Raw genomic sequence first — 13,650 nt, 5'->3', positions numbered from 1 at the left:
ACCAAAGGGATTTCAAAAAGAGAAACGCTTCAAGAACGCATCGAGCATATGCGTGCTGAATTTGAAGCAAAGTTCGAAAAGCAAAGACATGAGTTTGAAAATCGCCAACCATTGAAGGGTGAAAAAGTGTATGGATTCAGGGGAAATCGCAATAGGCGAACTCATGTCCCTTTCTGCTATTAAAAATAAAGTATAACTAATACTTAGATAGATATGGAGATAGGAAAAAATGATTGCAAAAACAGAAGAAGATTTTAATGGTTTGAAGGAAATTGGTAAAATTGTTGCCTTCATTAGAGATGAATTGGTGCAAAGAACAATTCCTGGTATAACGACCAAAGAACTCGATGATATAGCGGGAGAACTTTTAGAAAAAGCAGGTGCAGTTTCAGCTCCAAAAGATGAATATGATTTTCCTGGCTATACTTGCATTAGTCTTAATGAAGAAGTGGCACATGGTATTCCGGGTCATCGGGTTATTCATGAAGGGGATCTAGTAAATATAGATGTATCTGCTTCAAAGAACGGTTATTTCGCAGATACAGGAATCTCATTTGTAGTAGGAGAAGGAGAAGAAGTATTAGCGAAAATATGCAACGTTGCTAAAAAGGCATTTGAAGCAGGTCTTAAGAGAGCAAAACCCGGTTCCAAAAAAAGTGGTATCGGAAGAGCAGTATTCGAAACAGCGAGACAGCATGGATTCACTGTTATCAAAAACCTTACAGGACATGGTGTTGGACGTAACATACACGAAGCACCTACCCATATTTATAATTATAATAATACATGGGATGATGAATTATTAAAGGAAGGGATGGTTATCGCATTCGAACCATTTATCTCAACCTTTGAAGAAGAAGTATTCCAAACAGAAGACGGTTGGACCTTTGCTACAGAAAAAAGCTATGTAGCTCAAATGGAACACACGATTATCCTTACTAAAAATGGTCCGATTATTGTCACACTTTAAGTTGGAGTTAGTATCCTTATTAATAAATGCTGAGCAATATATTGCAGAGCAAAATCAGAAGTGGCTCAAAGAACAATTTTGAATTTTAAAAAAGTGATTAAGGACGTTTAACCTAGTCGTATCCTGGCTAAGTAAACGTCTTTTCATTTTACATACACAATCAATTAATTGAAAAAGCGAAAAAGGATGAAATTTATGTACTAAAAATTTACATTTCAGCAGGACAATGAGAGAGATTGGCTAGAAGTGATATATCAAAATAATAAAAATCGTTCTCTTGAGATTGGAATAAAAGCGATAAAAGCTTTGGTTAACTGGAAGGATATTTCAATCATTTCTCGAATATTTTCTGAGTTGGATAATTTTATGAACTTTGTGAATATAACGTTATCTGAAAGATAGGCAATGATTTTTTTTGAAGGGATGATTAAATTGGAGCAAGGGATATTAGTTTTTCTAAATGGAACTTCAAGTTCTGGAAAGACCTCCATATCGACTGAACTGATAAATCAGAAAGAGATTCTTTTTTATCATTTATCAATTGATGATTTTTTTAATAATTACAATGATTTTATTAATAATAAATTTCCAGATGAACCTACAAGAGAAATAGATCATCAAGTTGTCTCACAAATACTTGATGATTCCATATTCTCAGTGTATCATTCGACAATTAAATTGTTATCAGAAATGGGTTTTAATGTAATAGTGGATACCGTAATCGACAATGACAAGAGGTTTAATGAGTTTCTTGATCAATTTTTAGATCAGCCTACGTTATTTATAGGTGTAATATGCTCGAAAGAAGAACTCATAAGAAGAGAGCAAACAAGAGGAGATAGACAGATTGGACTAGCAGCTTCACAGTTTAGCAAAGTATATTGCTTTGATGAATATGACCTCGAAGTAAATACGGAAGAGATGAATCCAACAGAATGTGCCGAAAAGATATTAAGTTTTATTAAGTCCAATAAGGAATACTCGGTATTTAAGAAATTACGTAAAAGAAATGTTAGTGTTTCCTAGTTGGCGTATCCATCAGACAACACCATATTCAAAACAATCCGGGGAGGTTTTAGAACTTATTATTTGATGATCGAAAATACATATCATATATTGTGTAACAATATATGTGTCGGATGACATCCTTAGCCGAAATGGACAAGAACTCATATCATTAACCGTAGTCGTACACAGCTAACCCGCATTATCAATTTCATCGCCACATTACGCTGACGGAGACGATAAGAACATTACTAGCAGGCTTCCGGAATTATCGGCAGCCCCGCTCCTCTGTGACTTCATCTTGTCGCTCCATAGCATCGCTTGTTATACGGGATCTTAAGTCCCAACCAGCCTCAATCATGGTCATGACTAGTAGGGCTGAACATTATAGCGCTCGGGATCAAGTCCCACGGGCAGCTACGTTCGACCCGTCTACCTCAATTCTCAAAGCTAATAAAAAAAGGATCAGCCAGAAAGAACTGGTTGACCTTATAATACGATCGGGCAGTTTAGTTGAAGATTAATTAAGATGAACCGTACCACAAGTATGGCGAAATTTTCGTCCCCTGTTGCCGGAACACTACCTTATCAGGTAGTGTCCGGCATTTTTTATGTAAAATTAATTTAACTTTATGTCAAGGCTTCCTTACATATTGCATACAATAATTTACACCAGTTTATAAAGGGGGGGCGATAATGACTTATCAAGAGAAGAAGAGCATCGTATCGCTAATCAGCACCATACTCATTTTTACAGTTTATTGCCTGTATAAGTACCCGCAGTATCCCGAAGCAGCGCTGGATTCAACGGAAACCTTTCATTACTGGGGATCCTTTGTCCTCGTTTTGACCGTGGTCTCTATCGCAGCGCATATCGTGATCAGCATCGTTTTTAACATCGTCTTCCGAATGACGACGGGTGAAAAGGAACCTTCATTTGCGGATGAACTGGATAAGCGCATTGACTTATTGGCCTTCCGAAATTCATTTGCCGTGTTTGTCATCGGTTTTCTCCTGGCTATGGGTTCCCTGGTTATGGATCAGCCCTCGAAGACGATGTTCATCATCTTGATCGCCTCCGGCTTTCTTTCGGATGTAACGGGATCCCTATCGAGACTGTATCATTACAGGAGAGGAATCTAATATGGGTAAAAATTTTGTCGGCAACCATATCAGAAAATTACGATTTAATCACAATGAGATGACCCAGCAGCAGTTAGCCGACATGGCGGGCGTAACCAGACAAACGATCGTAGCCCTGGAGAAGGGCAACTATTCACCGTCTTTGGAGTTGGCTTTTCGAATTGCTTATGCCTTTAACTTGCCGTTGGAAGAAGTATTTTTCTACGGGGGAAACACGGAAGAAGATTAGTGAAAATGAATTTTTCAACCAAGGCAGCATCAAGAATTATTGGCGTTCTGTTTATTGTTGCAGCAGATACAGCGATCATCGGGGGATTTATCTTATACAAGCCAATCCTAGATGTTCCCGATTATCTGATTCAAGGTTCGGCGCTGATTATTCTTGCATACTTGTTAGAATTATTCGGGGTTATTGATCAATTCTCCACTAAGCAAACACTAGAATGAAAATATTATAATCAAGGAGGGCAAGGATGAGAGCAATTGTATATGCCAAATACGGATCGCCCGATGTTCTTCATCTGAAGGAGGAAGAAAAACCTACACCGAAGGACAATGAAATACTGGTCAGAATATATGCGACAACGGTAACAGCGGGGGACTGGCGCATGCGAAAGGCCGACCCACTCCTTTCAAGACTGTACAATGGTCTCCTAAGGCCCAAAAAAGTAACGATATTGGGGTTTGAGTTAGCTGGGGAAGTTGAAGCCGCAGGCAAAGATGTAACACGATTTAAGATCGGTGATCAAGTATTTGCGTTTTGTGGTTTTGGCTTCGGTGCATATGCCGAGTATAAATGTTTGCCTGAAGATGGAATAGTGGTCATCAAACCGGTCAATGTGAGCTATGAGGAGGCTGCCGCTGTTCCCATCGGGGGAATAACCGCGTTTAATTTTCTTAGGAAGGGGAATATCGCGAGCAGAATGAAGGTTCTTATTTATGGAGCCTCTGGAAGTGTAGGTACTTATGCGGTGCAGCTTGCCAAATATTACGGGGCAGATGTAACAGGGGTATGCAGTAACGCCAATCTTGAGATGGTGAGATCTATAGGAGCCGATCGGGTTATAGATTATACGAAACAGGATTTCACGTCGCTTGGTGAAAGCTATGATTTAATCTTTGATGCCGTCGGGAAACAGATATCGAAAATCAAAAAATCGACATTCAAGAAAGCACTGCGTACGAAAGGAAAATATGTGAGTGTGCATCAGACACAAAAGCCTCGCGTTGAAGACCTTATCTTCCTCCAAGAGTTACTTGCAGTCGGTAAAATTAAACCAGTCATCGATAGACGCTATTCGTTGGAACAAATTCCCGATGCCCATCGCTATGTCGAACAAAAACATAAGAAGGGGAATGTCGTCGTAACTGTGAGAGAAACTTGCCGCTAGTGACAGCGCGGAGAACCGTATCAGTACGGATCATTGAACTCCCTCGGTATGATTCAACTTCCTCACTCAGACTCATGAATTCGCAGGATTTCACCCTGTAGTTGAATTGAAGAAGAGGATGATGGGGGAGCCGGATAATTGGGCATACGGAAATAAAGGGTGAGTAGCAATCACCCATATTGTTCCATATCTGCACGTCTCCACTTCGCCCTAGCGATTCTTACTCCCATGTCTCAACGGGTCGTATGTCTCCCGATACTCCGTCCTTCTTGTCATCCTGCGAATACTTGAGCTGGTGAGGATCGTTTGGTTTATGCTGCTTGAGTGAATACCTTTATCGGTTCGTAAGATGTATTGTTTTTAGCAAGAGCTATGAGCATTCGTACTACTTTACCGCATAATTTCATAATGAATTTCATCTCTTTCCGTTTCTTTTCCTCTACATTGTAACGATGTGATGCTCTAATTTCTGGATTTGTCATGACCATACTCATCGTCATGAGATAAAGAAAATGACGCAAACGTGGCCGGCCTCGTTTGCTGAGAGTGACAGAATATGAATTTCTGTCGGATGACACAAACATTGTCCGAATCAAGTCCGCATAAACTGCGTGCTTTTATATTTATCGGCTCAAGTTCTTGTCAATTGACAATGTTAAGAACTTGAGCCGATTGTCGATTTGTGACAAGAACATTGTCCGAATGCTGATAAGTTAAAATGTAGCGCTCAACTATCGGGCAGGTTAGTTCGGAGGAATGTGGAATATATTAGAAATGCCCCTGGGCAATCTTATGGTATACAACGGTTTGAAAAAGAATGTTGGAGAAAAAGGCGAGACATATCCATTATGGTATCGGCGGGGGTAGTCCTGGTTTTTAGGTTGAACTGCCTTCAAAATTATCCGATCAACTCAACGCATAGACGGATGGGATAACATAACCAGCTGACAACTGAGAAACAAATAGCGAACAAGGTTGAAACGAATGAGAGGGGAAACTGACTTGAACACAAATTGTCATACAGACTTATCATGAAATAGACGCACCAGAAACCCTCAGTAATGTATTTAATGGCCTACAGCCGAAAACAAACCCTTTTTGCATTGTGAATGAAGCAACCTTTTCGAAACTGGAAAAACAATTAGAAGCTAATGCCTACTACATCAAACATTTGAAAAACGGAGTCATGGTAAATGAAAGAGATTATGCGAGTTTAGTAAGAAGATGAAACAAGGGCAGGTCGTTACGCTGATGGGACAAAGACTTGGTTTGCATGAAGTCAAATATGAAGGAATAGGACTTCTCGAAAAGGGCGATTGGGAGGGGCCAACGAATAGGTTATATACCCCAAAAAAGTAATTGAAGCAGAATAAGGGGAGGCAAAGTTTAGTAAACGACTATTAATACTCTGGTGAGGTGTTAGCTGTATTATGGTTAATGATCAATCTTATACGATCGGGCACGTGTCACGGATATGCGGGATTTCCATCCAGACGCTGCGATATTACGATAACGTTGGACTGTTGTGTCCGAGCCGGACTGATCCCTTTACCCACTATCGTTATTATTCGAATATGGATATTTTGCTGGTAAAAATTGTGCAGGATTTGAAGAGTCTGCGTTTCTCACTGGAGGAGATCGGCAGTATACTGAAACAGTCAGGCCTGGACGGACTAACAGCAGCTTTGAAGGGGAAGAAACAAGAAACGCTGGAGGAAATCGAACGTCTTCAAATAGCGCATGCTTCTATAGAGAACCGAATCAGACAGTTGGAAAGCCTGAGAAGTCTGAATGAGAAGCTTGATTCCGAAGGAGAAGTAGTCCTAATTGAATTGAAGCAGCTGGCTGACCGCATTATCGCTTTCGAAAGAAAGCGGGCGGTGTGCGGAATGGAGGCGTCTGTTGTTCGCTTTACACAGCTGTTTGATACGCTGGAGATGCATGGCTTGACGGCACAGGGTCAACTCATGAGCATCTATCACGAAAATTTGCTCGCGTTTGATCGAACCGATTCGGATATCGAGGTTAGTATTCCCCTATCATCGGACGCTCTCAAACACCCGTTCGTGCGGACATTGCCTGGCGGCGAATATATTACAGCTACCTACAGCGGCCCCCCTAACGAGGAGTCATGCAAAAATGTATACCGTTATCTTTTGGATTGGATGGGTCGGAACGGGTACGCCGAATGTGGGCCCGCTGTGGAGCAGTATGTCGTTGATTTGAGTCAAATGCGCGACCCAGGCGAGTTTATCGTGGAGCTTCAAATTCCTGTGGAAAAGGTATTGACCCTATAGCTGCTATAGGGTTTAAGCTGGTTTTATTCAAATGAAACCAGGGAGGAATAGGAGCATGCATGTAGTATTAGGCACAGGGCCACTCGGAAGATCGGTGATCAAGGAGCTTCGAAGGAGGGAGGAACCGTTTCAGGTGGTGAATTTCTCCGGGCGGCAGCTGGGGTCCGAGGATATATTGGTTGTCAGGGCTGATTTAATGGACTCGGATCAAGCGAAAGCAGCCATTACAGGAGCTTCGGTGGTATATCAATGCACACAGCCTCCGTATCACCAATGGGAGGGTAGGTTCGAACGGCTGCAGGAGAATATCATCGTGGCTGCAATGGCATCCGGTGCTAAGCTGGTCGCCGCAGAAAATGTGTACATGTACGGGGATGTGGACGACGAGATGCACGAAGGACTGCCATACGCTGCGCGGACTAAGAAAGGCCGAATCCGTGCGAAGCTTGCCGAGCAGCTTCTTGAATTGCACCACCGTGGAAAGCTTCAGGCCGTCGTTGGTCGAGGGTCCGACTTCTTCGGACCCGGCGTCACGGATTCGTCCGCTGGCGAAAGGATGTTTCAGCCTCTCATAATGGGTAAGGCCGCGTCTGTAATAGGCGAACCCGGCAGGAAGCATACGTTTACGTTCATTGAAGACTTCGGGAGAGCGCTCGTTACGCTTGGACAATCAGAGGATGCGTATGGAGAGGCTTGGCATGTACCGAATGCGGATGCGGTATCCGTGGCAGAATTTGTAGAGTTAGCCGCACAGCTTGCTGGTGTTGAAGCAAGGATAAAGCCAATGGGGAAGGGAATGCTGCGCATTGGCGGGCTATTCATTCCGGCAGCGAGGGAATGCATCGAGATGTTTTATCAATTCGAGAAGGAGTTTGTTGTAAGTAGTAAAAAATTTTCGGACCGGTTCGGGCAGAGAGCAACACCGCTGAAAGAGTCGCTGGCAGCTACAGTCGATTGGTATCGAGCTCGAAGATCTTTAGTGGGATGAACTCTCTTTCAAAAGATTCCGTTACACACAGCACGGAGAACCTACAAGTGATTGAATTAACGGAGAACGATAGCACAGCGGTGGAACCGATCCATCGCTTGTTTTGCATTGCTGGAAATCCGCTCAGCTATACCAGCTAATAGCTTGTCAAGATTACCAGTAAAGTGAACTTAAATCATATGTTATAGTTAAAATAAGAATGCCAAATAACCCTCCAATTCACTCTACATCTTGGAAGGTTATACCAATGTTATTTAGTCTATCCGGAATGTTTTTTTGTTTTTCAAGATGGCATGGAGCCAATGAACCATCTTATTTGCACATGCGACTAGAGCTACTTTATGTGGCTTTCCTTCGGCTCGTTTGCGATCGTAGAACGCTTTGATTCGCGTATTTCGGGAACGGATAAGTCCACATTGGACAGCCATAACGAGCGCATAACGAAGTTGTCTGGAACCACGTTTGGTGATTCGATTTCGGGTTGCCGTAAACTTACCAGAAGCGAAGACACTGGGGTCGATGCCAGCAAAGGCGACCAATTTTTTTGGATGATCAAATCGGTCGATTTCTCCAATTTCCGATAAAATTGTTGCCGCAATTTTATGGCCGATACCGGGGATCGACTGGATTAAATCATACTCTTCGATTTCTTCAGCCAGGGCATCGATGTTTTGTTCCAACTTAGCAAGATGCTCCTGGTACTGAAGAATAAGGGTTATGAGAACCTTTAAATTGATTAAGTGGCTCGCGTACATGGTTTGCTCGAAAGGGTTTTGTTTTGCTGCATGCAGCAACCGCTTGACTCTCTCATTAATCCATTCCTCTGAACGGCCTCGTATCGGAGATAACAACGCTTTGATTTTAGCATTAAGTGTATTTTCGTCCATTTGCAAAACCGAATTTGAGGTTGGAAATTCACTTAAAAACCGTAGTGAAATGCCTGAATACATAGCACCAAAGACACCTTTGTAAGCAGGGAAAACCTGATCCAACACAGCTTGGAACTGCAATTTAGTCTGTACACACATCTTTGAAAGAGAATCATATTGCCTTGTCAGATAGCGCAGATTGAGCAGCTGCACACCTCTTTTTTTGATAGGTTCAAATTCTTCTTTGTAATACAGTTCTCCTAAAAGATAAGCATCTGCAGCATCCGTCTTCACTTTACGAAGGTTAGACTTCCTAAGTCGATTCGAGATGAGCGGATTAATGACGATGTATAAATAGTGATGCTCCTCGAGGAACTGAACAACAGAGCTTTGGTAATGCCCAGTTGCTTCTAGAATAAGCAAAGGACGTTGTCTTGCCGCATGCTCAAGATCCTGAACAGCTTGAAGCAGCTTCGCCAGACCATCTCGAGTATGCTCGAAATGGAACGTTCCTCTGTACGGTTTTCCACGCTCTAAAAAGGCTTGTCCATGGCTCTCTTCTTTAGAAATATCTAGACCGATAACTGAATTCATTTGATCTCTCCCAACATGTAGATTTACCAGCAGCCCCTAATGATACTTCTTGTCGCTCTATAGCATCGCTTGTTATACGGGATCTCGCGTCCCAACCAGCCTCAATCATAGTCGTGACAAGTAGGGGTGAACAATATAGCGCTCGGGATCAAAGTCCCACGGGCAGGAACGTTCGAACCGGCTACCTTAATCCTCTATGCAAATGAAAAAAGGATCAACCAGAAAGAACTGGTTGATCCCATAATACGAACGGGCAGGATAGTTGGGTATTAATGGTGAATATTTGAAAAAGGGGCATACATCACATTAAAACTTCAGTGCAGAGGGAGTGAGCAATTGAATATTAGAGAGGCTCATGAAGGGGATTACCCTGAACTAAGAAAGCTGTATCTCGAATCACGGCACAATACCTTCGTATGGGACAATATTATTGAAATGACTTTGGAGGATTTCGACAAGCATACGGAGGACGAATTCATCATCGTAGCAGAAGAGGCTGGTATCCTTAGGGGCTTTACCTCCTTGTATTTGCCGGATAACTTCATTCATAATCTTTTTGTTCACCCGGATTTCTCAGGGAAAGGAGTCGGCAGTCGTTTGCTGCAAGCAGCTGACGTTAAAATGACTAAACCGATGCGACTAAAATGCGTATCTAAAAATCAAAAGGCATTGACATTTTATGAACGCAACGGATGGAAGAAGGTTGTTGAGGAAGGCCGTCCGGGAGAAGAAAAGTACTGGGTTATGGAATATAAATAAAACAAGGAACCACATTTGGTTCCTTGTGAGGCTGTCGAGAAAGTCTCGACAGCCATTCTTTTTGCTTAATATTTTTATACGACAAGATAACAGGCAACCTCAAGAGTTTCATTATGTTTATGCCTCCGATAACCGACTTTATAGTGACCAAACAGTGCATTTCGTTCAACTAACGGGACACGTTAGTTAAAAATAAAGGGTTCCACATATTATGCATGACTAATATGTGGAACCCTTTATTTTATTTGATTTCCTTAAGTTTAGGTCTTGATAATTTCCAGTCTAATACTTTATTTTCACTCGACAAATGACAATAATTAATTGGGGGATGCCTGATGAATTAACAAAATGCTTTATTTCAGGATTTAAAGCAGATAAGGGATTTTTGGATTAATGTGGACTACCTCGGTCCGAATGCGGTTATTCCTGAATGGTCTGATTTAAAAAGTGAATATCAGATATTAAATAACCTTCTTGGTACAGATGAAGGAATTGAAGCTTATAAAAACGTTATACAGGATAAGATTGATGGAGTTTTACATTCGGTTTTAGTAATGATTGACGGTGGTACAGAACTTGCCGAAAATTTCACTATTGACCTTGTTGTAGAAGATACTAGGGAATCCCTGAAGGAGGGGATTGCTTTACTTGAGGAGTTTACGGGGTATTTGCTTGATGCCGAGGAACCGTAAAACACAATAAATGATTAAGCTAACGGGGAACATTAACTTAATAAAACACGACGGCAGCCGGATATAAAAAAATCCATTTCATTGGTAGGTATTTTTTTGAAATTCGAATCGTTCCAGCGATCCTATAACTGAATCAATTGGTTTTTAACTTTCAATAACAAAACATCTCTTGAAGTACAAATCAATAACTGATTCAATAAATATAATAAGTATTAAAAATGCTGAGTCCAGGTAGGGTATGGATTCAGCTTTTTTATTAGAAGAGGTTTAATCAAATACCAAAATTACTAACCGAAAAGGAAGTGACAAAATAACAATGCTGAGAATACAAAATAGATTGTGACACAAGTGTCGGATGACACAAACATTGTCCGAATCAAGTCCGCATAAACTGCGGGCTTTTTTATTTATCGGCTCAAGTTCTTGTCAATTGACAATGTCAAGAACTTGAGCCGATTGTTGATTTGTGACAAGAACATTGTCCGAATGCCGATAAGTTAAAATGTAGCGCTAAACTAACGGGCAGTTTAATGGAACGCCGTGTTGAAATAAACAGCTGTTATTTATGATTGGGGTCACCGTGGAATATCTTACAAATTGTCAACTTGGCTTACTGAGTTCGTGTTTCAAATAATCATGAATCAATTTTGAAATATATCAAAAGAAAAATACGAGTAAAAGACACTATATTTCCACACTAAAGTTTCAACTTTCAAAGAGCATAGTTTTTGACATAAAGAGGATGAGTGATTCGGGAGGCTTCAGTACTCTGATCTTGACTTGGATCGTGTGAAAGGCTATAAGCTGTCAGATTTGATTCTAGTGGGTCTGATAAGGTGTTGGGATGGGTGGTGGTTTACATCATATTTGTGTTTAATGGTTTCAAGTATCCCCATAGCACTCCCATCGATCGACTATGTTTAAAATTTGAAGCGATACGACATCAACAAAAAAACCAATATATGGTACAATTAAATCTGAGAATTGATTGAAGAATGATTTTATTTGGAAGGGAAAACTATGATTAAAAAAACTGGAAATGTCACATGGGATATGTTGGAGGAGGAACTTAATCAAGCAGGTGTTCCCATTTCAACTGCAATAGATAATACTCTCTTAAATCCAACCGACGTTCTTGTAATGCATAGAATATCTGCAAAACCGTATATAGACATACTGCTAAAGTATGCACCCAAATTAGAACTCTCTAATAAGACTTGGATAGCACGAATTGTATCGGAGAAAGGACTAAAGCAGGCTGTTCCTTTTCTAATAAGCATATTTGAAGATTATAAAGGGGAGAACATTGACCTATGGGCTGTTGGAAATGCTTTGTATGTTATTGATGACAGGGCTTCATATTCTGCAATATTGGAACTATGCAAAAACCCAAGGTATGGAATAGCAAGGCAAATGCTGATGGGAACTTTGGCAAAGATGAAGACAAAGGAAGCATACGAAGTGTTAATTGATTGTTTTAATGATGAAACAGTTAGGGGTCATGCAATTGAAGCGATAGGCAAATTTGGGGATATTAGAGCAATCCCTTTGTTGGAGAAACTTGAAGTTAAAAAGGGGCTTTATGAGTATAAAGCAAGGGAAACTGCTATAAAAAGATTAAGTAGAAAAATACCCAAACAATGAAAGTACAATATTATTGTGTCGACAGATAGCTGATGGTAAATAGATATTTGAAAAGGGAGATTCATATTGATATGAATAAATCGTTTGATAATCAAATCGATACTTATAAGGAATGTGCAAAGATTCATTTCGAGATTGATTATTCTAATAAGAAGTCGGTAAAACGTGCAAACAAAGCTGTTGTTGAGATGATTCGTATTGCACAAAGAATAAATATAGATTTCCCACAGAAAATGGATGAATTTTCTGAACTATTAAATGAAAAAAAATATAGATTGGATATTTGGGTTGCTCATCATCTCCTTGAAAGAATGAATTATACAAAAGATATGGAAGAAAAAGCGATTGCAGTTATTGAGGAATACGCAAAAGAAGATTCTGCTGACGGTCTTGGCAATAGAATGTGGCTAAGTGAATGGAGAAAGAAGAATGAGAAAGTATGAAGAACTTTTTATAGGATACTGAAAACCACTCCATTGTGATGTGACCCCCAAAAGTTAGACACTATATTATTAGGCTACTTCTAGGGCGTGAGTCCGGTACTGTACCGGGCTCATGCCCTTTAGCTTTGATTTAATCCGCTTGTGATTGTAGTACGTGATGTATTGATCTAATTCTGCTTTAAACTCTTCAACACTCTCAAATTCCTGCGTGTATAAGAACTCGGACTTTAATGTGCCAAAGAAGCTTTCGATGACTGCATTATCGTAACAGTTTCCTTTGCGTGACATACTCTGTGTGATCCCATGATCCTTTAATGCTTGCTGGTACTGACGCATTTGATAATGCCAGCCCTGATCAGAATGGATAAGAAGGACATCTTTATCATCCAATCGTTCAAACGCATTATCCAGCATCTTTGAAACAAGGGAGTAGGTCGGGCGGGAATTCACTGAGTAGGCGATGACTTCACCGTTAAACAAATCGAGCATTGGCGATGGCGATAGATACAGCTTCTCTCCAAATAGTTTGAACTCCGTAATATCTGTTACCCACTTCTCGTTCGGTGATGCGATGAAGTTCCTCTCCAGTATGTTCGGCGCAATTTTACCTACATTCCCTTTATAAGAACGATATTTCTTCATACGCACGACGGATTTTAAGCCAAGCTCCTGCATGATTCGTTGCACTTTCTTATGGTTTACACGCTCATCTTCATTGTGCAGCACATCTGTAATACGACGATACCCATAGAGGCCCTTGTGTTCGTGATAAATCGCTGTAATACGAACTTTTAAGGCTGCGTCTTTGTCTGGGCGGTCAAAGGTGCTGACCCAGTAATAGTACGTGCTACGCGG

The 13,650-nt window shown here is 40.9% G+C and carries 15 protein-coding genes; 12 read left to right on the top strand and 3 right to left on the bottom strand.

Features of this window, described 5'->3' with window-relative positions; genetic code table 11:
• The first annotated feature begins 229 nt into the window (after positions 1-229).
• The 6 genes from map to CEF13_RS14655 all read left to right on the top strand — a co-directional run bounded on the left by map (position 230) and on the right by CEF13_RS14655 (position 4,509).
• Positions 230-970: a type I methionyl aminopeptidase gene (gene map / locus CEF13_RS14680; protein ID WP_102711466.1), complete on the top strand. Its 741-nt coding sequence runs from the start codon at positions 230-232 to the stop codon at positions 968-970.
• Between the two features lie 432 nt (positions 971-1,402).
• Positions 1,403-1,996 carry a chloramphenicol phosphotransferase CPT family protein gene (locus CEF13_RS14675; protein WP_102716387.1) on the top strand — a complete coding sequence of 198 codons (594 nt, stop codon included), beginning with the start codon at positions 1,403-1,405 and terminating at the stop codon, positions 1,994-1,996.
• A gap of 675 nt (positions 1,997-2,671) precedes the next feature.
• Positions 2,672-3,118 (top strand): hypothetical protein, encoded by a 447-nt coding sequence (locus CEF13_RS14670; RefSeq protein WP_102711464.1) that lies wholly within the window; start codon positions 2,672-2,674, stop codon positions 3,116-3,118.
• A gap of 1 nt (position 3,119) precedes the next feature.
• Positions 3,120-3,347, top strand: a complete 228-nt coding sequence (locus CEF13_RS14665) for a helix-turn-helix transcriptional regulator (protein ID WP_102711463.1) — start codon at positions 3,120-3,122, stop codon at positions 3,345-3,347.
• The gene (locus tag CEF13_RS14660) at positions 3,347-3,565 is read left to right on the top strand and encodes a hypothetical protein (protein ID WP_146022718.1); all 219 of its coding nucleotides are present in this window, start codon (positions 3,347-3,349) and stop codon (positions 3,563-3,565) included. The genes CEF13_RS14665 and CEF13_RS14660 overlap by 1 nt, the downstream gene beginning before the upstream one ends.
• 26 nt (positions 3,566-3,591) lie before the next feature.
• On the top strand, positions 3,592-4,509 hold the full coding sequence (locus CEF13_RS14655; RefSeq protein ID WP_102711459.1) for an NAD(P)-dependent alcohol dehydrogenase: 918 nt from the start codon (positions 3,592-3,594) through the stop codon (positions 4,507-4,509).
• Positions 4,510-4,820: 311 nt separating this feature from the next.
• On the opposite strand, the gene CEF13_RS29265 is transcribed toward CEF13_RS14655, so the two are convergent.
• Positions 4,821-5,093, bottom strand: a complete 273-nt coding sequence (locus CEF13_RS29265; protein ID WP_244917158.1) for a transposase — start codon at positions 5,091-5,093, stop codon at positions 4,821-4,823.
• Positions 5,094-5,939: 846 nt separating this feature from the next.
• On the opposite strand from CEF13_RS29265, the gene CEF13_RS14645 reads away from it, so the two are divergent.
• Together CEF13_RS14645 and CEF13_RS14640 are read left to right on the top strand one after the other, a co-directional pair.
• Complete coding sequence (locus tag CEF13_RS14645; RefSeq protein ID WP_102711457.1) at positions 5,940-6,806, top strand: MerR family transcriptional regulator; 867 nt, start codon at positions 5,940-5,942, stop codon at positions 6,804-6,806.
• A gap of 55 nt (positions 6,807-6,861) precedes the next feature.
• Positions 6,862-7,794, top strand: a complete 933-nt coding sequence (locus tag CEF13_RS14640) for an NAD-dependent epimerase/dehydratase family protein (protein ID WP_102711455.1) — start codon at positions 6,862-6,864, stop codon at positions 7,792-7,794.
• Between the two features lie 254 nt (positions 7,795-8,048).
• On the opposite strand, the gene CEF13_RS14635 is transcribed toward CEF13_RS14640, so the two are convergent.
• A complete protein-coding gene (locus tag CEF13_RS14635) occupies positions 8,049-9,257 on the bottom strand; it encodes an IS110 family RNA-guided transposase (protein WP_102711453.1) in 1,209 nt (402 codons plus the stop codon).
• Positions 9,258-9,593: 336 nt separating this feature from the next.
• Between CEF13_RS14635 and CEF13_RS14630 the strand changes: the two genes are divergently transcribed.
• From CEF13_RS14630 to CEF13_RS14615, 4 genes are all read left to right on the top strand, one after another.
• Positions 9,594-10,016, top strand: coding sequence for a GNAT family N-acetyltransferase (locus CEF13_RS14630; RefSeq protein ID WP_102711449.1), 423 nt, complete (start codon positions 9,594-9,596; stop codon positions 10,014-10,016).
• Positions 10,017-10,411: 395 nt separating this feature from the next.
• On the top strand, positions 10,412-10,708 hold the full coding sequence (locus CEF13_RS14625; RefSeq protein ID WP_243864965.1) for a histidine kinase: 297 nt from the start codon (positions 10,412-10,414) through the stop codon (positions 10,706-10,708).
• A gap of 1,020 nt (positions 10,709-11,728) precedes the next feature.
• The gene (locus CEF13_RS14620) at positions 11,729-12,352 is read left to right on the top strand and encodes a HEAT repeat domain-containing protein (RefSeq protein WP_102711447.1); all 624 of its coding nucleotides are present in this window, start codon (positions 11,729-11,731) and stop codon (positions 12,350-12,352) included.
• A 71-nt stretch (positions 12,353-12,423) separates the two neighbouring features.
• The gene (locus tag CEF13_RS14615) at positions 12,424-12,795 is read left to right on the top strand and encodes a hypothetical protein (RefSeq protein ID WP_102711451.1); all 372 of its coding nucleotides are present in this window, start codon (positions 12,424-12,426) and stop codon (positions 12,793-12,795) included.
• Positions 12,796-12,864: 69 nt separating this feature from the next.
• Here CEF13_RS14615 and CEF13_RS14610 read toward each other — a convergent pair.
• Positions 12,865-13,650, bottom strand: a 786-nt coding sequence (locus CEF13_RS14610) for an IS3 family transposase (RefSeq protein ID WP_146022772.1), incomplete at its 5' end; no start/stop codon positions are given.

The sequence above is a fragment of the Paenibacillus castaneae genome, assembly GCF_002884445.1.
Taxonomy (GTDB): Bacteria; Bacillota; Bacilli; order Paenibacillales; family Paenibacillaceae; genus Pristimantibacillus; species Pristimantibacillus castaneae.
This window is presented reverse-complemented; position numbering and strand designations above follow the sequence as displayed.